The sequence below is a fragment of the Cellulomonas sp. Leaf395 genome, assembly GCF_001424125.1.
In the GTDB taxonomy this organism is placed as follows: domain Bacteria; phylum Actinomycetota; class Actinomycetes; order Actinomycetales; family Cellulomonadaceae; genus Cellulomonas.
This window is the reverse complement of sequence record NZ_LMQI01000001.1, coordinates 523619-543449: the sequence shown is the minus strand read 5'-3', so window position 1 is coordinate 543449 and position 19831 is coordinate 523619. Positions and strand designations below refer to the sequence as shown.

Sequence of the window (19831 nt, the reverse complement as noted above, 5' to 3'; positions counted from 1 at the left end):
GGCGGAGGCCCGCCTGCCGAGCCATGCCCCCGTGCACGCTCTACCCGGCGACGGCCTCCGTGGTGGCGCACCGGTTGGTGACCACCATGACAGGGCAGTCGGAGTGGTGCAGGACGGCCTGGCTGGTGGAGCCCAGCAGCAGGCCGGCGAAGCCGCCGCGGCCGCGGGAGCCGACGACGATCAGGTCGGTGGCGACCGAGAACTCCGTGAGCAGCTCCGCGCCCGTGCCGTCGAGCGCGATCCGCCGCACGACCAGGTCCGGGACGTCGGCGAGGGCACGGTCGACGACGACGTTCAGCCCCTCGGTGACGTCCCGCAGCACCTGTTCGTGGTCAACCGCGGCCGGGAGCCACGCGAGGACGCCCGACATCGACCCGACGGGCACCCCAGCCACCGCGGTCAGCGACGCACCCCACGCCCGGGCCTCCCCGATGGCGTACCGCAGCGCGCGCTCCGCCTGGGGGGAGCCGTCGACGCCCACGACGATGCGCTGCACGGGACGGGGAGGGGGGATCGGCGTGTCGTCGGGTAGCGCCCTGCCGGCCTCCCGCAGGGGGACGACGACGGTCGGGCAGTACGCGTGCGCGGGCAGGGCCGACGACACGGTGCCCAGCAGCCGGTCGGCGAACCCGCCGCGACCCCGCGTCCCGACGACCGCGAGCCGGACGGAGTGCGACATATCGACGAGGACCCCCGCGGCGTCGCCCGTGAGCACCTTGGCGCTGACGGGGACCCCCATCGAGGACACCCGCTGCGTCGCCTCGGCGAGCACCGCCTTGGCGCCCTCCTGGATCGCGGTGTCGTCCAGGGCGGCGTACCCGCCGTCGAGCGAGGCTGCCGTGAACGACGGGAGCGAGTAGCTGCAGACCAGCCGGACCGCCCACCCGTGGGTGCGGGCCTGCGCCGCCGCCCAGTCGAGGGCGTGCAGGCTCGCCGCCGAGCCGTCCACCCCGACGAGGACCACATCGTCACGCGTCATCCGAGCCTCCGTGCTCAACCGAGCCCGCCGTGCGCTCGTTCCAGTGTCCCCCTTCGACGGCCGCTTGCGACGTCGGGCTACCGGAATGTTGCCATATGTTGGCGGGTCGTTGACGTAGACCAGAGGATGAAGCGGCTCAGACCGCCACGTACGGGGACCACAGCGGCTCGGAGCGGACGGACGTGGTCCCGAACGCCACCGACCACCGGGGCGGTCGCGGGACGAACGGCAGCTCCCAGCCGATCTCGTGCAGGAGCCGGTCGGCCTTGCGGTGGTTGCACCGGACGCAGGCGGCGACGACGTTGGTCCACTCGTGCCGACCCCCGCGCGAGCGCGGGTTCACGTGGTCCACGGTGTCCGCCCCGCCGCCGCAGTACGCGCACCGGTGGTCGTCCCGCTGCAGCACCGTGCGGCGCGTGGGCGGCACGGGGCGACGCACGGGGACGTGGACGTAGCGCGTCAGGCACAGGACGGCGGGCAGGGGCACGGACACGTGCTCGGAGTGCAGCACGCGGCCGTCGGTCTCCAGCACGGTGGCCTTGCCGGTCATCACGAGCACCACGGCACGCCGCAGGCTCACGATGCACAGCGGCTCCATGCTGGCGTTGAGCAGCAGGGTGCGTGCTCCGGACGCGATCAGCCCTGGTGAGCCGACCTCGGACACTGCCCCACCGACGGCCTCGGTGGACAGCTTCGACGCATTCATGAGCACGGCGTTCTCCCGACCTCGGGGGTCGGACCGGCTGGCTGCCGGCCCGGCGAAGCGAAGCAACAGCGTGGTGCACGGCCAGAGTACGCGCCGCCCCCGCCGGAGGGCCGCACCAGGTGCCGGAACGCGACGAGGCCCCGGCGACAGGTGTCGTCGGGGCCTCGTCGGCGGAGGGCTGGGGTCAGCCGATCCGGATGAAGACAGGAGAGCTCTGCCAGATCTCGCGGAACTGGACCGTCTTGCCCGGGCGGGGCGAGTCGATCTGCTGGTTGCCACCGGCGTAGATCGAGATGTGACCGGGGCTCCAGATCAGGTCACCGGGCTGCGCGTCCGCCCGCGAGACGATGGTGCCGGCAGCCTTCTGACCGCTCGAGGTGCGCGGCAGCGTGATCCCGAGCTGGGCGTAGACGTAGCTCGTGAAGCCGGAGCAGTCGAAGCCGGCCGGAGTGGTTCCGCCGGAGACGTACGGGGTGCCGACGTAGCGGGCCGCGATCTCGAGGACGGCGTTGCCGTTGACCGACGACGGGACGGCGGCCCGGGGGGCCTCTGCCGCGGCGGCTGTGGTGGTGGTGGTGGTCGCTGCGCGGGCAGCGGTGCGCGAGGCGGCAGGCTTGGGCTTGACCACCGGCGGCGGCGGGGGCGGGGGCGGCGTCACGGCCGTCACGACCGGGGCGTCGAACGTCCAGGCGGCGTCGACCGGGGCGGTCACCACCGGCGACGTGTTCAGGACGGCGCGCGCCGAGGCGGTCAGCGCAGCGGTGTCGACGGCAGGCAGGGCTCCGGCGTCACCACCGGTGGCGGCGCTCGCGGTCGAGCCGAGCATCGAGACGACGAGTCCCGAGGTTCCGACGACGACAGCAGTACGGCGTCCGACGGTTCCCATCTGGTCCGAGGCAGCCGAAGCGAGCTCGGTCAGTGGCGTCGAAGGACGGCGCGCCGCACGGTGGCGGGCGCGAGTGGTGCTCACGGTCACGCGATGCCTCTCCTGATGCCTACGAGGTCAGCTGTCGGGTTCGGGTGGGAGAACACCCGGCCGTGTCCCCGATCGAGATCGGTTCTCCGGCTTCACCCCAAGGACACCGAACTTCCGGTGCCCGCAATTGGGTCCCCCGCCCCTGCCGGCGGTCAGTGCGGACCTCGTGGCGGCGGCAGGGTTAGGCGTTCCGCTCGAGGGCTTTCCTGGAGGAGGGTTCCGGGGAAGCAGGTCGAACGTACAGGACGGTCGCCGCGATTGTCACGTTCTGGTCACGAGGAGTTCGCCTCTTGTTGGACGCTCGTCCTGCCCCGACGCCGGCATCGCTGGGATGACCTGCAAAGACGCTGGCCACAGGCGTGGGAGCGCGCGCACCAAGCACCCCTGAGGAATGCGACGAAGATCACGGTCGATCACTCTTGACGCCTCCCATCGAGCATGCGGGGCGTCCCGGAGGATCCGAACAGGGCTCAGCGGGTCCCGACGAAGATGTGCCGAGCGACGTCCTCGGGCAGGTCCAGGAGCGTCTCCGAGCCCGGCCGCGACACCGTCACCGTGCCGTCGCTGCGCTCGATCGCGATCTCCTGGTGGGGCAGCACGCCCGCCTCGGCCAGCCGCGTCAACAGCTCGACGTCCACCTGCAGGGGCTCGGCGATACGGGCGACGACGGCACGCTCGGACCCGTCGGCACCGACCTCACCGCGGTAGATGACCAAAGACGTGACGCCGTCGAGGAACGTCTCCCGCGTGGTCTCCTCGCCGATCTCCCCCAGCCCCGGGATCGGGTTGCCGTACGGGTCGAAGTGGGGGTGGTCGAGCAGCGACGCGAGCCGCTTCTCCACCCGCTCGCTCATGACGTGCTCCCAGCGGCAGGCCTCCTCGTGCACGTACGGCCACTCCAGGCCGATGACGTCCGTGAGCAGGCGCTCGGCCAGCCGGTGCTTGCGCATGACGCGCACGGCCTTGCCCTCGCCCACCGCGGTCAGCTCGAGGTGGCGGTCACCGGTGACGACGACGAGCCCGTCGCGTTCCATGCGGGCGACCGTCTGCGACACCGTGGGGCCGGAGTGCCCGAGCCGCTCCGCGATCCGCGCGCGCAGGGGGGTGATGCCTTCCTCGGTGAGCTCGTAGATCGTCTTGAGGTACATCTCCGTCGTGTCGATCAGGTCGCTCACTGCCCAGGCCTCCCGCGTCGCGTCATCGTCGCGCGGCGCCGCTCGAGAAGCGGGCGGCCGCGCTGTGCACAGGTTAGTTGGTCGCGCCGACGGCGAGGGCCCGGCACCGCCTATCCTCGGCCTCGTGCCCGCTGCTCACGAGATCACGATCCCTGCGCACCTGCTGCCCGCGGACGGCCGCTTCGGTTCCGGCCCATCCAAGATCCGGCGGGCCCAGGTCGACGCGCTCGCCGGCCCGGCCGCCGCTCTTCTGGGGACGTCCCACCGCCAGGCGCCGGTACGCGCCCTGGTCGGTCGCGTGCGAGCGGGCCTGGCCACGCTGCTCGACCTGCCCGACGGGTACGAGGTCGTGCTGGGCAACGGCGGCTCGACGCTCTTCTGGGACGTCGCCACGCTCTGCCTGATCGAGGACCGGGCGGCCTTCGGCACCTTCGGTGAGTTCGGTGCCAAGTTCGCCGCCGCCGCCGCCCGCGCCCCGTTCGTCGGCGAGCCCGTGGTCACCTCCGCGGCACCTGGCGGTGTCGCGGTGCCGACCGTGGCGGACAACGTCGACGCGTACGCCTGGCCCCACAACGAGACGTCGACCGGCGTCGTCGCGCCCGTGCGCCGGGTTGCCGGGTCACGCGAGCAGGGCGCGCTGGTGCTCGTCGACGGCACGTCGGGCGCGGGCGGTCTCGCTGTCGACGTCGCGCAGACCGACGTCTACTACTTCGCGCCGCAGAAGTCGTTCGCGTCCGACGGTGGCCTCTGGCTCGCGGCCGCCTCCCCCGCCGCGATCGAGCGGGCGGCACGCGTCGAGTCGAGCGGTCGCTGGGTCCCGGAGTCGCTGTCGTTCACCACCGCCGTGACCAACTCACGCCTCGACCAGACGCTGAACACGCCGGCCATCGCGACCCTCGTCCTGCTCGCGGAGCAGCTCGACTGGATCCTCGGCAACGGCGGGCTGGCGTGGGCGGCGCAGCGCACGGCGACGTCGGCGGGACACCTGTACGGCTGGGCAGAGTCACGGGACTGGGCGACGCCGTTCGTCGCGGACCCTGCGTTGCGCTCGGACGTCGTCGGCACCATCGACCTCGACCCGGAGATCGAGGCCGCCACGGTCGCGCGGGTGCTGCGCGCCCACGGGGTCGTCGACGTGGAGCCGTACCGCAAGCTGGGCCGCAACCAGCTGCGGGTCGCGATGTACCCCGCGGTCGAGCCGGACGACGTGCTCGCGCTCACGGCGTGCGTCGACCACGTGGTGGACCAGCTGTCCTGACAGCCAGCGCCCGCCCCCGCGGTCAGCGCAGGGGCGGGCGTTATTGGGTGACCTGGTCAGGCCGTCGTGCGGCGGCGGCGAGCGATTGAGACGAGCGCGACGGTCACTCCACCGATCAGGACCAGTGCTGCACCGGCCATCAGCAAAGGCTGGACCTCGGAACCGGTGGCCGAGAGCACGGCCGTCGAGGTGGAACCCGGGTCCGCGAGCACCACGGTGGTCGTCGTCGGGGTCACGGGGTTGTTAACCAGCACCTCGGTGTCGGGCGGGCTCGTGAGGCAGGTGGGGGTCGACGGCGGGTAGCCCACCGTGACGGTCGCCTCGGCGTCGCCTGACTGGAACTGCACCTGCACGCTGGGGCGGACCCAGTCGAACTCGTCGCCCTCGACCCAGGTGCCGTCGGGCAGCTGCTGCCAGCCGGGCCAGTCGACGCCCTTGCCGCCAGGGCCGGGCACCGCACCAGGCCAGAGCACCTCACCGCTGAGCCCCTGGTCGGCGTAGACGACGTCGTCGCCACCGGGGTTGATCCAGGTGATGTTCACCGTCGCAGCGGGGGCGGCGGACGCGACGTTGTACGTGAGGTACGGGACGTCGTTGTCGCACACCGGTGCCACGGTGCTGACAGAGAACTGGCATATCTGCGGCGCACCGTACGTGTCGGTGGGGTTCTGGCACCCGACGGGAGCGACGGTCGGGCCCGGGCTCGGGGTCAACGCCGCCGACGCCGGGCCGGCGCCGAGGATCGCGACAAGGACAGCGACGAACGCGACGACCGCGCCCCGTACCAGCCTGACCATGGTGACGCCCCTATCGATAATCGGACATATCGGTCCTTATTGTGGACCCCACACGGTCGCATCGGACGTCGCATTACGGGTGATTTCGTCCGGTTTCGGACAATTCGTCGGTGGCAGCGCTACGGGCAGGTCGCGGTGATCAGTCCGGGGCTCGTAAGCGTGGGCGTGGTCCACACCGAGACCGTCCCGTCGCGGACGGGAACCTCGACGCGGTACGTCTCCGCCGCGCCAGGCGCCATGTTCGACGTCACGATCTGGACGTCGCGCCCCGCCATGGTGGCCGTGATCCCGGAGACGTAGCTCTCGCCCAGGCGGAGGTTCTCCAGCACGGCACCGATCGGTGCGTACACGCTGACGTTCGTCGACAGGACGCCGACGGGCAGACCGGTGTCCGCCGTGCCGGTCACGTACTCCGGCAGGGAGGACAGGTCAGCGGGCGGGTCATAGGCGAGGTCGAGGCGGACGGTCGCGGTCGGGTCACTGCCCGTGCACCTCAGGTCCTCAACGGTCACCGTCGTCGTGAGGTAGTAGCCGAGCTTGCCGGCGGATCCGTCGTTGAGGAACACGCCCGTCGCGTCGGGGAACGGTCCCGTCAGGAACGCCGCGCCCACGCTCGTGCCCTCGAGCCGCTCCTGCTCCTGCGGGTGCGCCGACCACATCCGCACGCGACCCTCGGCCCCCGCACGCGCCAGCGCGTCGACGATGCCGCGCGAGTCGCCCTGACCCGAGCTGACCGCCCGGAAGACGGTCGCCGCCACAGCGGTGTAGAACGCATCTCCCGACGCGGAATCGTCACCGTAGGTGGTGTACGCGTCCCTGAGCAGCACCTGCACGACGTTCGCCGCGGTGATCTGTGCACCTCCCGGCTCGACGACGGGGCCGGTCGCACCCAGGAGGTAGGACGCGGCGACGGGGTCGGTGGCGATCACCCCGTCCACACGCGTACCGATGTCCCGCTCCCACCGCGCGGACAACAGCTCGGCGCTGCGCGGGAAGTCCGGGGTCATCACGGCGTTCTGCACCCACCGCCCGAGGCGGTCGGTGTCGACCCGCAGCTCTTCGTCGGTGAGCGGGAGGATCGAGGCGTCGGTGCCGACCAGGTCGAGGGTGGTGCGCTGCTCGGTCAGCTCCAGGGCACCGTCGTCGGCGCGCAGGATCGCGAAGGCGCCCGCGATCCCTCCCGCGCTGCGCAGTTCCGCCGAGTTGAGCGAGACCAGCAGGTACGTCCGCGGACCGTCTGCGCCCAGCATCGGCGGCAGGAGTGACGCCACTTGGGCGCCGGCGTCCAGCGCACCTGTGACGTGGGCCAGCTCGTCCTGCACCTGGCCGACCGGTCCCGCGAGCGGAGTCACCAAGGCGTTCGTGTCGATCGCGGCCACCGCCGCTTGCGCGCTGTGGGCGCTCGCTGCGGCCGCGACGATGTCCGGTGCTGCGTCCACGAGGGGTGCCAGGTCGATCCGGCCGTCGGTGCCAGGTGTCTCCTGGGCGCGCAGGACGGCGTCGATCCGACCGATCGCCGGCAGCGCGTCGCGCACCACGTCGTCCAGCGACCAGGACACGACGCGGACGGCTTCGAGGTTCGCCCCCAGCCACGGCAGGTGCTCCGCCGCGCGCCACACGGGGTCACCGGTCGCCGCACGGGCTGCGGCGAGATCGGCCTGGACCTGTGGCAGCCGTGCCTCGATCTGCTGCACGTCTGCGCCGTCGACGTCACCGCGCAGGTCCAGCACGACGTCCTTCGCCGACAGCAGCGCAGTCCCGGCCTGGTACCCGCGGTACGCCAGCCAGCCGGTCGCGACGACCAGCAGGACGAAGAAGGCCAGGACACCGAACGCGATACGGCGCGCGATCCGGCGCGGCGGGCGGGGGATGCCGGACGGCTCGTCGAGGGGCTCGTGCGCCTCAGGGGCGCGCGGCTCGTCGACGGTGGCACTCATCGGATGATGGTGACATCCCGGACATCCGGGGCGACATGGTCCGCGGCGGTCTTCACCCGGGCATCCACCCGGTCGGCCGCGTCAGGCCGCCGTCTGGCGGTCCGCGGCCTCCTGTGCACCGAGCCGGGACGCGATGTCTGCACGGTCCGGGAGCGCCGGGTGGAGCACCTCGAGGTGGGGTCGCGTGCGCACGTGGTAGCGCACGGTGACGTCCCACTTCCTCCACGCCCACAGTGCCGCTCCGGTGGCGACGAGCAGGGCGGAGATCGACCCGATGCCGATGGCCCAGCGCGGGCCGTACGCCTGCCCGATCCAGCCGACGATGGGCGATCCGACGGGGTTCGCGCCCAGGAACACCATCATGTACAGCGCCATCACCCGGCCTCGTACCACGGGGTCGGTGCTCATCTGGATGGTCGCGTTGGCAGCAGTCATCATGGTCAGCGACGCGAACCCGACGGGGATGCAGGCGATCGCGAACGCAAGGTACGTCGGCATGAGCGCCATGACGCCGGTCGCGATGCCGAACCCGAACGCGGCGCCGATGACCAGGCGGACACGGGGTCGTTCCCGTCGCGCGGCGAGCAGCGCCCCGGTCAGCGACCCGATGGCCAGCACCGAGCCGAGGATCCCGTACTCCCCCGCCCCCATGCCGAACTCGCTGCGCGCCATCATGGCGCTGGTCAGCTGGAAGTTGAGGCCGAACGTGGACACGACACCGACGACGACCATGATCACGAGGATGTCGCTGCGACCCCGGACGTAAGCGATGCCCTCGCGCAGCTGACCCTTGGCGCGAGGGGTGCTCGGCATCGGGTTCAGCTCGGACTGCCTCATCCGGGTCAGCGAGAAGATCGTCGCGAAGAACGTCACCGCGTTGATGAGGAACACCCAGCCGGTGCCGACGGCGGCGATGAGCAGTCCGGCCACAGCCGGCCCGACCAGACGGGCGGCGTTGAACGACGCGCTGTTCAGGCCGACCGCGTTCGACAGCTTGCTCTGGGGGACCAGCTCCGCCACGAAGGTCTGCCGGACCGGTCCGTCGATGGCCGTGACGCACCCAAGAGCGAGCGCGAACACGTAGACCTGCCACAGCTGCGCGTGCCCGCTCAGGACCAGGATGCCGAGCAGGGCGGCGAGCACCCCCTGGCCCACCTGCGTGGCGATCAAGAGCTTGCGCCGGTCGACCCGGTCCGCCAGCAGGCCCGCGTACGGGGACAGCAGGAGCACCGGCGCGAACTGCAGGGCCGTCGTGATGCCGACCGCCACACCGGACTCGTCGGTCAGCTCGGTCAGGACCAGCCAGTCCTGCGCGACGCGCTGCATCCAGGTGCCCACGTTCGCCACCAGCGCCCCGGCGAACCACAGCCGGTAGTTCCGGAACTTCAGCGAGGAGAACGTGGGACTCATGAAGCGGCGATCCTCCGCAGCAGCTCGGCGGCGTCGGCGAGCAGCGTGCGCTCGTCCTGGGTCATCTCCCGGAGCCGTTCCGCCAGCCACGCGTCCCGACGGCGGCGGGTCTCGTCGACCTCCGCGACACCGGCGTCCGTCAGGCTGACGACGACCTGCCGGCCGTCCGTCGGGTGCTCCGCCTTCGCGACGAGGCCCAGCTCCACCAGGCTGTTGACCGTCCGGGTCATGCTCGGCGGCTGGATGCGCTCGAGCTCGGCCAGCTGGCCCGGCGTCAGCGGGCCGTCCTTGGTGAGCCAGGCGAGGACCGTGAACTGCGGGTCTGTCAGCCCGGCCTTGCCCCGCTCCGCCCGGATCCTTCTCGAGGCGCGGCCGATGGCGATGCGGAGCTCGCCGGCGAGGTCACGGGAGGACGGCATGGTTCTTACTCTAGATCATTACCTTGCGTAATGACACTTCGCCCCGTCCGCCGTCGCCTACCCTGGCGCGCATGGCGGTGAGCGGGCGGGCACGGACGGTGACTCGCGTGCTTCTCGGCGTCTACCTCGTCGGCCTGGCCCGCGTGACCCTCTGGCCCGAGCTCTCTGACAACGACGGGTTCGACCTGGTCCGCACCATCCTGGGCTGGCTCGACGACCACGGGATCGCCCTGACCTACAGCGTCACCGAGTTCGTCGCCAACATCGCGCTGTTCGTGCCGTTCGGGGTTCTCGTCAGCCTGCTCCAGCCCCGCCGGCCGCCGTGGGCGGTCGTCGCGCTGGGCCTGGCCACCTCGCTGGCCATCGAGGTCGCGCAGCTGCTGTTCCTCCCCCTCCGGGTGGCCGACGTGCGCGATCTCGTCGCCAACACGCTGGGGACGGCCGTCGGGGTCGCGGTGGTTCTCGCCTCGTCGCGCACGCGCGAGCCCACCTCAGCTGCCGGCAGGCAGGAAGACCCTGTCGCGACGCCGTCAGAGCGCGGAGACAAGTCGCCCCGTCAGGGCCGACCGAGCGCCCGATAGGTCCAGCCCGCGGCGCGCCAGCGGGCAGGCTGCAGCACGTTGCGGCCATCGAGGATCCGGCGGTGCGCCACGACCGACGCGAGGTCGTCCGGATCGATCTCGCGGTACTCGGCCCACTCGGTAGCCAGAAGGACGACGTCGGCATCCCTGGCGGCCTCGAGCGCGGTCTCGGCGAAGTGTAGGTCCGGCCACTTCGCCCGTGCGTTGGCGATGGCCTGGGGGTCTGTGACGGTGACGTGGGCGCCCTGCAGCTGCAGCTGCGCCGCCACGGAGAGCGCCGGGGAGTCACGGACGTCGTCGGAGTCGGGCTTGAACGACGCACCGAGGACAGCGACGCGACGCCCGACGATCGAGCCGTGGCACACCTCGCGGGCCAGGTCGACCATCCGCACCCGGCGGCGCATGTTGATGGAGTCGACCTCGCGCAGGAAGGACAGCGCGTCGCTGACGCCGAGCTCCCCCGCTCGAGCCATGAAGGCTCGGATGTCCTTGGGCAGGCACCCGCCGCCGAACCCGAGCCCTGCGTTCAGGAACCTGCGACCGATTCTCGCGTCATAGCCGATCGCGTCCGCCAGCCGGGTGACATCTGCCCCGGTCGACTCACACAGCTCCGCCATCGCGTTGATGAACGAGATCTTCGTGGCGAGGAACGAGTTCGCTGCCACCTTGACCAGCTGGGCCGTCGCATAGTCGGTGACGACGAGCGGGATGTCCTCGGAGAGCGGCGTGGCGTAGACCTCGTCGAGCACCGAGCGAGCCTTGCTGCCGTCGGCTGTCGGCTCGCCGTCGTCGTCCGTCGGCAAGCCGTAGACGAGTCGGTCAGGGTGCAGGGTGTCCTCGACGGCGAAGCCCTCACGGAGGAACTCCGGGTTCCACACAAGGACCGCGCCCGTCGCCTCGATCGCCTCGGCGATCGCCTCAGCGGTACCCACCGGCACGGTGGACTTTCCTGCGACGACGTCGCCGGAACGCAGATGAGGCAGCAGCGCCTCGACCGCCGAGTTCACGTAGCGCAGGTCCGCCCGGAACTCGCCGTGCACCTGCGGCGTACCCACGCAGATGAAGTGGACGTCCGCCCCGGCGGCATCCGCGATGTCCGTGCTGAACGTCAGCCGACCCGTCGCACCGACCTCGGTCAGCAGCTCCGGGAGCCCCGGCTCGTAGAACGGAGCCCGGCCCGCGCGCAGGGACTCCACCTTGTACTCGTCGACGTCGATGCCGATCACGTCGTGCCCGAGCTGCGCCATGCTGGCGGCGTGGACGGCGCCGAGGTATCCGCAACCGATGACTGAGAGGCGCACGAGACATCACTCCAAGTGGGGTCAGAAGGCGCCGACTCTATCGTCGGGAACGCGACATTTCCGGCCTTGTGCGGGTGATACCTGGTCACCCTGCCCCGCGGTTCCGGACCGCCGAGCGGAAGCACCCCCGGGTGGAAACGATGCGCCGATCGGGTCAACCGACGCATGGTTCGCGCCCGCCGACCCCAAGATGGACCCCGTGAGCCCCACAGACCCCCCCGAGCCGTTCCGCGTGCTCGTCGTCTGCACCGGCAACATCTGCCGGTCGCCGGCGGCGGAGCGGCTGCTGGCTGCCGGTCTGGGCGCGGCGTACCGCGGGCGCGAGTCCGTCGGCGGGCTGACGCCGGCGATCGAAGTCGGGTCGGCCGGGACCGGGGCCGTGGCGGGCTGCCCGATGACCGACGAGATGGCCGCGCTGGTGGCCGGGCTGGGTGTCGACCCGCAGGGCTTCGAGGCACGGCAGCTGGTCCCCGAGCTGGTCGCGGAGGCGGACCTCGTCCTCGCGCTGACCCGCCGCCACCGCTCCGCGATCGTGGAGATGGTCCCGGCGGCCGTGCGGCGCACGTTCACGCTGCGGGAGCTGGCGCGGCTCGTCGCCAGCATCGACCCGGCAACGCTGCCCGGCGCCAACGCGACCACGGCGGACCGGCTGCGGGCGCTCGTCCCCCTGGCTGCGAGCAGGCGCGGGCTCATGGCGCACCGGCCGGTCGACGACGACGTCGTCGACCCGTACGGCGGCGGTGCCGCGCTGTACCAGACGTCGTTCGGGCAGCTCCTGCCGGCCGTCGAGACGATCATCGCCGCCGCCCGCCGCTGACCGGGCGCACGAGAGGCCGGGCCTCCTCGGGACCCGGCCTCCGTCGTGTGCGGGACTAGATGCCGAGCGCGCTCTTGATCGGGCCGATGAGGAAGTAGACGAGGAACATCGCCGACGCGATCCACATGAACGCGTGGATGTCGCGGACCTTGCCGAGGGCCAGCTTGATGACGACGAAGGTGATGATGCCTGCGCCGATGCCGGCGGTGATCGAGTACGTGAACGGCATGAGGATGATGGTGAGGAACGCCGGGATGGCGAGCTCCCAGTTCCGCCAGTCGATGCCCGCGATCTGCGTGACCATGAGGAAGCCGACCACGATGAGCGCCGGGGTGGCCGCCTCGAACGGGACCATGGAGACGAGCGGGGCCAGGAACGTGGCCAGGAGGAACGCGATGCCGGTCACGACCGAGGCGAGACCGGTGCGAGCACCGTCACCGACGCCCGACGCGGACTCGATGTAGCTGGTGTTCGACGAGACGCTGCCCGCACCACCGGCGGCCGCCGCGATCGAGTCGACGACGAGGATCTTCTGCGTGCCGATCGGGTTGCCGTCCTTGTCCAGCAGCTTCGCCTCGCTGCCGACGGCGACCATCGTGCCCATCGTGTCGAAGAAGTCGGCGAGCAGGAGCGAGAACACGAGCAGCAGGACGGCGACGACCCCGATGGACTCGATGGAGCCGAACAGCGAGAACTGGCCGACGAGCGAGAAGTCGGGCGTCGCGAAGATCCCGCCGTCCGGCCAGTGCGGGTTGCCCAGCGCCCAGCCGCCCGGGTTGACCACGGCACCTGTCTCGTCCTTCTGCGAGCCGATGTTGCCGACGAGCTCGATGACGAACGCCAGCACGGTGGCCGAGACGATCGCGATCAGGATGGCGCCCTTGACCTTGCGGACCATCAGGACGATCGCGAGCATGAGCCCGAACACGAACACCAGGAGCGGCCAGCTGCCCAGCGAGCCGCCGATGCCCAGCTCCACTGGTGTGGCCATGCTGGCGGGGATCCGCACGAAGCCGGCGTCGACCAGGCCGATGAACGCGATGAACAGGCCGATGCCTACGCTGATCGCCGTCTTCAGCTCCCCGGGGACCGCGCGGAACACCGCGGCCCGGAACCCGGTGAGCACCAGGAGCAGGATGATCAGGCCCTCGAGCACGACGATGCCCATGGCGTCCTGCCACGACATGTCGGGCAGCGCAGCGACCGAGTAGGCGACGACGGCGTTCAGGCCGAGCCCCGCGGCGAGCGCCAGCGGGAAGTTGGCGACGACGCCCATGAGGATGGTGAGCACGCCGGCGACGAGCGCGGTGGTCGCCGCGACGGCCGTCAGGTTCGGGACGTCGCCCCCGCCGAGGAACAGACCGTCACCGGAGCGGACGGTGCCGATGATCAACGGGTTGAGCACGATGATGTAGCTCATCGTGAAGAAGGTGACGAGACCACCACGGATCTCGGTACCGATGGTCGAGCCGCGCTCGGTGATCTTGAAGTAGCGGTCGACAGCGTTCGTCGGGGGCGCAGGACGTTCCGTCTGCGTGGTGGGGGTCGAAGACATGCGCGCAGTGTTGCAGACCGATGTTTCATCCGTCTGACGGCACGATCACGGGTGTCGAACGCCACTCCGGGTGAGGACAACTAGGCTCTTCCGGTGCCCTCGTTGATCGCCAGGCTGCTGCACCCGACCAGGACCCCACCGCCCCCGGTGGACGTCGACCTGGGACGGGTGATGCTTGTCGGCACGGGCGTCTGGGCGGTCGCGTTCGTGGTCGCCGTGGTGCTGGCGTGGGCCGGCGACGACGCGTCGTGGACGCCCGCGTGGGTCTGCGCGACCGGGGTGGTGCTCGGGCTGCTCGGCATGGGCTGGGCACGACGCCACAGCGTCCGCCGGCACTGACGCCGCGGCACCGCGCTCAGGCCACGAACACCTGAGCGCACAGGATGCCGCGAGGTCCCTCGGTGCAGCCGACGCCGATCTGCGTGTACTTCGCGCTGAGGATGTTGTTGCGGTGGCCCTCGGACCCCATCCAGCCGGCGACCACAGCCAGGGCGGTCGGGTAGCCGAGGGCCAGGTTCTCGCCCACGGCACGGACCGCGCAGGCCTCGAGCACCGGTTCGAGGGGGTCGTGCTCGAACCGGTCCTCGGCGGCCAGGAGCGCCGTGCGGGCGACCGCCTGCTGCGCGGCGCACTCGGAGACGGCCAGCGCCGGCAGGCCGGCCGCGGCTCGCTCCTCGTTGGTGCGGGTGACGATCTCCTCGACCATCGTCGGCCCGGCGTCCACCGGGTCGGAGGCGGGTTCCGACGCGACCGGCGCTGCGGCCGTCGGGGAGCCCGACGTCCGGCCACCCGACCGAGAAGAGACGTCGCCGTCGCGCGAGGCGGCCAGCTCGAAGGCGTCGGGGATGTGGGGCTGGTCGGTGGTCGGACTCAGTGCCAACGGGACCGCGACCAGGACGAACGTGCAGACCAGCGCAAGGGAAGCCCTGCGGGGCCAGTGCCGCCGAGGCTTCGACGCCCGCACCGTGCGCCGACTTGGGCGGCTGTCCGGGACGGCGGGGAACGGGTGCACGTCCGGACGCTATCTGGTTCCGGACGGATCGGACAGTCTCCCGTCGGGGCGGCTCCCCTCGACCACGTCCAGCGCGATCTCCGCAGCCCGGTCCGGAGCCGTGAGCAGGACCTCCACCGCGTAGCGCAGGTCCCACCGGCCGGCCGCCTGCGCGAGCCCCGCCGCGAGGCCGGCGAGGTGCACGGCGTGCACGACGGAGTCCTCGACCCACCAGTCGACGGGTGCGCCGTCGACCAGCAGGTCGTCGTGCTGCACCCACGTCGTCGGAGCGTCCGGGAGCAGGGTGCGCACGCCGGCGGGGACGTCGTCGACCTCGCCACCCGGCGTCACCGCACCGTCGGCCAGGTCGCCGGCGATCGGGAGGTCGAGGAGTGCGGCGGTGGCCTCCGTGCCGGGCACGAGCGCGGCGACGTCGGTGCGCTGGTACCACATCGGGTGGTCCGCGACGGCGGCGTCCTCGGCGTGCACGACGGCCACGCGACCGGGTCCCACGATCGCGGGCAGCCGCTCCGGCGGCTCGTCGGGAGCCATCGACCGCCACACGGCGACGGCGAGCTCCGGGTCGACCGACACCCCGATCGGGCCCCACCCGTCGAGCAGCTGCGTCCACCCGGTGCCGTCCAGCTCCTCCAGCGAGGCCACCCCGCCGAGCGCGCGCTGCACCGAGGCGTCCAGGGGGGCGACGGCGTCCGGCGCGGCGGGAAGGAGCGCGCCCAGCCGGTCCCCGACGGCGAACGGCCGGCCGAGGCCCAGCTCCGACCGCTCGCGCAGCCACCACGACGTGTACGAGGGCGCGACGGCCGACGACTCGCCGCGCACCGGGTCGACGAGCGCGCGACGCAGATCCGGGTCCCCCGCGATGCGACCGAGCACCCTCGGCCACGCCTCCGGGTCGACCGCGTCCAGGTCCGCGACGGCCACGACCTCCCCCACGTACGTCCCGCCGCCGAGCCGCTCTCCCAGGTGCGTGAGGTACTCGTCCCAGCCGTCCAGCGACTGTGCGGCCAGCGTCGCCGAGTCCGTCGCGCCGTCCCGCAGCGAGGCTGGGTCCGCGAGGACGTCCGGGACTCGGACCAGGACCAGGTCAGCACGCACCCCGACCGCGGTGAGGGTCTGCGCACCCCACCGGTCCACCGCGTCGGCGGACACGGTGCCCAGCACCCGGTCGTCGAGCAGCTGCGCCGCGGGCGAGCCGGGCAGGACCAGGCTGTCCGCGGGGGTGCGGTCCCCGTCGGCGGCCGGGAGCGGGAGGAGGCCGAGCCAGGGCAGCGCGTCGCTCGGCAGCGGGCTGCCGTCCGCGGCGCCGACGAGGGCGAGGAGCGTGTCGACGACGTCGTCGGTCTCACTGTCGTCGTCGGCGAGGTCGAGGACGGCACGTCGGACGGTGTCCTGGGCGAGCACTCCCACGGCGTCGAGGGACTGCGCACCCAGCCGCTCCAGCACGGGGTGCGCCGCTGCGGGGTCGACCACGCGGACGCCCCAGCGGCCCAGCGTCTCCAACGTCCGCTCGCCCACGCGCGCCACGAGGTCGGGGTCCAGCACGACGGTGCCGCGCGCACCCCGCACCACACGACCGTCGGCCAGCGGGACCGGGACGGCCCCGAGTGCCTCGCGCGACTGCGGGTCGGCGGCCAGGAGCGCGAGGGCGTCGTAGAGCTCGAACCAGCCGCCGTCGCCGACCGTCGGGAGATCCTCGACCACGTCGGCCAGCGAGCGGATCTCGACGCCGACCGCCCGCGCCTGCGACTCGCGCCCGGCCGGCAGGACCACCAGGGCCGCGACGCGCCTGCCCAGGGCGACCAGCGCACCGGCGTCGTGCACCGAGGAGCCGGCCAGAGCCACGGCCCGCTCGGGGACGACGAGAACGCTGTCGTCGTCGGGCGCGGCGGGGACGAGCAACGGCGTGCGGGTCAGGCGGTCGACGATGCGGTCCCGCAACGTCGCGTCGAGCGCGCCCGCGGCGAGCCCCATCGGGACGAGCGCGAGCGCGTCCTGACCTGCGGCCGCGCGGTCGTGTGCCAGGCGCGAGTAGACGTCGGCCGCATGGTCCAGCACCGCCTCGGTGAGCGGGCCCTGCGCGACGTGCCGGCGGGAGGGGTCCAGCGGAAAGGTCGCGACGAGCAGGGCGGGCACCGTGCACGGTTCGTCGGTCGGCGTCGGCGCGTGCACCACATGCTCCGCGCGAGCCAGCTCCGCACCGTCGCGCGGGAGCGCCCACGTGACCCGCCACGCCCGGGCGGAACGCTCCTCCACCGGGCGGTCCGCCATGAGCGCCAGGGGCAGCTCGCCCTCCCCCGTCGCGACCGTCCAGCGCTCCGCGACGTCCGCCAGGCGCCGGACCGGGCCGGTGTCGTCGTCGAGCACGATCTCGACCAGGCCCGGCAGGGCGAGCAGCAGCGGGTCGCCCACGTCGTGCAGGAGCGAGCGGACCTCGTCGGCCGCGACCTCGTCCCGCAGCTCCAGCACCACGGCAGTGTCGTACCCGCTCGGCGGGGTGCCCTCCGCGGGGAACGGGAGCCGGAGCGCCGGCAGGGACCGGTCGCGGCGGCGCACCTCGTCGGCCAGCGCAGGGTTGGTCTCCGCAGCCTCCGCGAGCAGCTCCGCCGTATCGGCCACGCTGAACCGCAGACCGCCCGAGGTGGACAGCACGGAGATCTCGTCGGACACCGACCGCACCGCGGCGAACCCCACCCCGAACCGGCCGACCGCGCGGCGGTCGTCCCGTTTGGCCGACGCGCGCATCGACACCAGCGACGCGACGCCGTCCGTGTCCAGGGGTGCACCCGTGTTCGCGGCGACCAGAACCAGCCGGTCGCCCTCCGTGCGCGCCAGCCGCAGGAGCAGGCGACCCGGCACCCCCGCGCGGGTGGCCGCGTCCGCGGCGTTCTGCGCGAGCTCGACAATCACACGGTCGCGGTAGTAGCCGCGGGCGTGGTCCTCCTCCGTGTTGGCGTCCTCCCGCAACCGAGCCGGGGAGACCCGCCACGCCCCCAGGACGGCCGCGCGCAGGGCAGCCGTCCCGAAGGCGTCGACGGTCACGGCTCCGGGTGGGGGCGCGCCGGCGACTCGTCGGCGGTGTCGGAGGGGGTGCCGTCCGATGTGTCTGTGGTGGCCTCGGCGTCGGACGCGCCGGGGTCCTCGTCGGTGACGGTGACCTCTGCCGGCACCTCGACCGTCGCGACCTCGTCCGTCGGAGCCTGAGCCTCGTCGGTCGCGATCTCGTCCGCCGCGACCTCGTCCGCCGGAGCCTCGTCGGCCAGGCCCGACTCCGGCTGGACGTCCGCGGCAGGCTGTGCCAGCTGGACCAGCTCGAGGCTGAGCTCGTCGATCAGCGGGTCGGCGGCCGGCCAGTCGGTCGGCGGGGCCTCCGCGGCGGTCTCGGAGTGGGCGCCGCAGCCGTGGTCGACGCTGACGACGACGCCGTCGTCGGGCGACCACTGGTTGGCGCAGACACCGAAGACGGTGCCGAGCGACCCCTGCAGCGGCACCAGGAACCCGCAGCTCCCGCACGCGGCGGCCGAGGCGAGCGACCCCGCGCTCGTCGGACCGTGCGGACCGCGGTACCAGCGCTCGGCGGCCTCGTCGCGACCCTCCGGCGACAGCACCCGCACGCGGGCCAGCGCGAGCTCGTCGATCGCGACGTCGTCGAGCTCGGGGTCCCCCGTCGGGGTCCAGCCGGGCTCGAGACGCGGGTCGTCGGCCTTGAAGGGCAGCACGTCGCCGGGACCGATGTCGCCCGGTCGGATGCGCTCCGACCACGGCAGCCACGCCCGACCGAGCACCGCGTCGGGACCGGGCAGCAGCTCAGCCTCGCAGACGGTGGCGGTGCGGCCGCGCGGCACGCGGGCGACCGTGACGGTCCACTCCCAGCCGCGGTAGCCGCGGGCGGTCGACGCGAACCGGTGGGACACCAGCCGCTCACCCTCGACGACCAGACCGAGGTACTCGCCGACGTCGGAGGGGTCCTCGGCAAGGCCGACGGCGACCTCGCGGGCCAGGTCGACGGCCGATCCGAGGACCGCATCCTTCGTTGCTGCAGGCATGCTCAGGCCTCGATGTCGTCCGCGACGGCTCGCAGCAGGGCGGCGTACTGAACCCCACGTGCCTTCTCGGGGTAGCGGCCACGACGCAGGTCGTTGCCGACGCGGTCGAGGACCTTGATGAGGTCCTCGATGATGACGGCCATGTCGTCGGCGGGCTTGCGCGCGGCCTTCGCGACAGAGGGCACGGGGTCCAGCAGCTTGACCGACAGGGCCTGCGGACCGCGGCGGCCGTCGGCGACGCCGTAGTCGACCTTGGCGCCGGGCTTCGGCGCGTTGACGCCCTCCGGCAGAGCCGACGCGTGCAGGAAGACCTCGCCGCCGTCGTCGCCGGCGATGAACCCGAAGCCGCGCTCGGTGTCGAACCACTTGACCTTGCCGGTAGGCACGGTGAACCCCGTTCATGAGAAGAAGGACGTACTGACCACCAGGTTACCGGGCACTGCCCGTGAATATCCCCGCCAGCTCGTACCTGGACGGGAAGGCTGTGGGCAGCCCGGGCGTTCTCCCGGTGATGACCGCCGACGCCACCTCCCGCGCGAGGCTCGAGGAGCTCCGTGCCGTGACCCTCCAGCGCCTGTCCGCCCTGCAGGGCGAGCACCGCGCGGTCGTCGACGCGTCCCGCGACAGCAACGCCGACGACGAGCACGACCCCGAGGGCGCCACGATCGCGTTCGAGCGCGCTCAGGTCGACGCGCTGGTCCGCGACGCGCTCGCACGCCTCGAGTCCGTCGACGACGCCGTCGCGCGGCTCGACGACGGCACGTACGGGACCTGCGCCCGGTGCGGTGAGCCGATCGCGGCGGGACGGCTGGAGGCGCGGCCCACGGCGACGACCTGCGTGGGCTGCGCGGGACGCTGACCCGGG

At 72.4% G+C, this 19831-nt stretch carries 19 protein-coding genes and 1 riboswitch; of the genes, 5 read left to right on the top strand and 14 right to left on the bottom strand.

Annotated features, from left to right (window positions below; genetic code table 11):
* Positions 1–40: 40 nt before the first annotated feature.
* The 4 genes from ASG23_RS02570 to ASG23_RS02555 form a co-directional block, all read right to left on the bottom strand.
* On the bottom strand, positions 41–979 hold the full coding sequence (locus ASG23_RS02570; RefSeq protein WP_056019595.1) for a universal stress protein: 939 nt from the start codon (positions 977–979) through the stop codon (positions 41–43).
* Positions 980–1115: 136 nt separating this feature from the next.
* Positions 1116–1577: an HNH endonuclease gene (locus ASG23_RS02565; RefSeq protein ID WP_056020702.1), complete on the bottom strand. Its 462-nt coding sequence runs from the start codon at positions 1575–1577 to the stop codon at positions 1116–1118.
* 292 nt (positions 1578–1869) lie between these two features.
* Positions 1870–2661, bottom strand: a complete 792-nt coding sequence (locus ASG23_RS02560; protein WP_056019593.1) for a C40 family peptidase — start codon at positions 2659–2661, stop codon at positions 1870–1872.
* A 2-nt stretch (positions 2662–2663) separates the two neighbouring features.
* A riboswitch (cyclic di-AMP (ydaO/yuaA leader) is annotated at positions 2664–2829 on the bottom strand.
* Positions 2830–3131: 302 nt separating this feature from the next.
* Complete coding sequence (locus tag ASG23_RS02555; protein WP_056019590.1) at positions 3132–3836, bottom strand: metal-dependent transcriptional regulator; 705 nt, start codon at positions 3834–3836, stop codon at positions 3132–3134.
* A 124-nt stretch (positions 3837–3960) separates the two neighbouring features.
* Between ASG23_RS02555 and serC the strand changes: the two genes are divergently transcribed.
* Complete coding sequence (serC, locus tag ASG23_RS02550; protein ID WP_056019587.1) at positions 3961–5094, top strand: phosphoserine transaminase; 1134 nt, start codon at positions 3961–3963, stop codon at positions 5092–5094.
* A 56-nt stretch (positions 5095–5150) separates the two neighbouring features.
* On the opposite strand, the gene ASG23_RS02545 is transcribed toward serC, so the two are convergent.
* From ASG23_RS02545 to ASG23_RS02530, 4 genes are all read right to left on the bottom strand, one after another.
* Entirely contained in the window at positions 5151–5891 is a 741-nt protein-coding gene (locus tag ASG23_RS02545; protein ID WP_056019584.1) for a hypothetical protein, read from the bottom strand.
* A gap of 119 nt (positions 5892–6010) precedes the next feature.
* Positions 6011–7828, bottom strand: a complete 1818-nt coding sequence (locus ASG23_RS02540; protein ID WP_056019581.1) for a DUF4012 domain-containing protein — start codon at positions 7826–7828, stop codon at positions 6011–6013.
* 81 nt (positions 7829–7909) lie between these two features.
* Positions 7910–9238 carry an MFS transporter gene (locus ASG23_RS02535; protein ID WP_056019578.1) on the bottom strand — a complete coding sequence of 443 codons (1329 nt, stop codon included), beginning with the start codon at positions 9236–9238 and terminating at the stop codon, positions 7910–7912.
* Positions 9235–9657, bottom strand: a complete 423-nt coding sequence (locus tag ASG23_RS02530) for a MarR family winged helix-turn-helix transcriptional regulator (RefSeq protein ID WP_056019575.1) — start codon at positions 9655–9657, stop codon at positions 9235–9237. Before ASG23_RS02530 ends, ASG23_RS02535 begins: the two co-directional genes overlap by 4 nt.
* 71 nt (positions 9658–9728) lie before the next feature.
* On the opposite strand from ASG23_RS02530, the gene ASG23_RS02525 reads away from it, so the two are divergent.
* The gene (locus ASG23_RS02525; protein ID WP_157465484.1) at positions 9729–10238 is read left to right on the top strand and encodes a VanZ family protein; all 510 of its coding nucleotides are present in this window, start codon (positions 9729–9731) and stop codon (positions 10236–10238) included.
* Here the strand turns inward: ASG23_RS02525 and ASG23_RS02520 are convergent.
* Complete coding sequence (locus ASG23_RS02520; RefSeq protein ID WP_056019562.1) at positions 10214–11539, bottom strand: UDP-glucose dehydrogenase family protein; 1326 nt, start codon at positions 11537–11539, stop codon at positions 10214–10216. The two genes, ASG23_RS02525 and ASG23_RS02520, sit on opposite strands and share 25 nt — an antisense overlap.
* Before the next feature lie 190 nt (positions 11540–11729).
* On the opposite strand from ASG23_RS02520, the gene ASG23_RS02515 reads away from it, so the two are divergent.
* Complete coding sequence (locus tag ASG23_RS02515) at positions 11730–12356, top strand: arsenate reductase/protein-tyrosine-phosphatase family protein (RefSeq protein ID WP_056019560.1); 627 nt, start codon at positions 11730–11732, stop codon at positions 12354–12356.
* A gap of 55 nt (positions 12357–12411) precedes the next feature.
* Here the strand turns inward: ASG23_RS02515 and ASG23_RS02510 are convergent, their stop codons facing one another.
* Positions 12412–13911, bottom strand: coding sequence for an NCS2 family permease (locus tag ASG23_RS02510; protein ID WP_056019557.1), 1500 nt, complete (start codon positions 13909–13911; stop codon positions 12412–12414).
* Between the two features lie 93 nt (positions 13912–14004).
* Between ASG23_RS02510 and ASG23_RS02505 the strand changes: the two genes are divergently transcribed.
* On the top strand, positions 14005–14250 hold the full coding sequence (locus ASG23_RS02505; protein ID WP_056019553.1) for a DUF2530 domain-containing protein: 246 nt from the start codon (positions 14005–14007) through the stop codon (positions 14248–14250).
* Positions 14251–14266: 16 nt separating this feature from the next.
* On the opposite strand, the gene ASG23_RS19760 is transcribed toward ASG23_RS02505, so the two are convergent.
* Genes ASG23_RS19760 through ASG23_RS02485 form a run of 4 tightly spaced genes read right to left on the bottom strand, consistent with a single transcriptional unit; the run spans position 14267 to position 19352 of the window.
* Entirely contained in the window at positions 14267–14923 is a 657-nt protein-coding gene (locus ASG23_RS19760; RefSeq protein ID WP_157465483.1) for a CAP domain-containing protein, read from the bottom strand.
* 9 nt (positions 14924–14932) lie between these two features.
* Positions 14933–17962, bottom strand: coding sequence for an ATP-binding protein (locus tag ASG23_RS02495; protein ID WP_056019549.1), 3030 nt, complete (start codon positions 17960–17962; stop codon positions 14933–14935).
* Positions 17959–18966, bottom strand: a complete 1008-nt coding sequence (locus ASG23_RS02490; protein ID WP_056019545.1) for a DUF3027 domain-containing protein — start codon at positions 18964–18966, stop codon at positions 17959–17961. The genes ASG23_RS02495 and ASG23_RS02490 overlap by 4 nt, the downstream gene beginning before the upstream one ends.
* A gap of 2 nt (positions 18967–18968) precedes the next feature.
* Positions 18969–19352: a cold-shock protein gene (locus ASG23_RS02485; RefSeq protein WP_056019542.1), complete on the bottom strand. Its 384-nt coding sequence runs from the start codon at positions 19350–19352 to the stop codon at positions 18969–18971.
* 125 nt (positions 19353–19477) lie between these two features.
* Between ASG23_RS02485 and ASG23_RS02480 the strand changes: the two genes are divergently transcribed.
* Complete coding sequence (locus ASG23_RS02480; protein ID WP_056020699.1) at positions 19478–19825, top strand: TraR/DksA family transcriptional regulator; 348 nt, start codon at positions 19478–19480, stop codon at positions 19823–19825.
* The last annotated feature ends 6 nt before the right edge of the window (positions 19826–19831 follow it).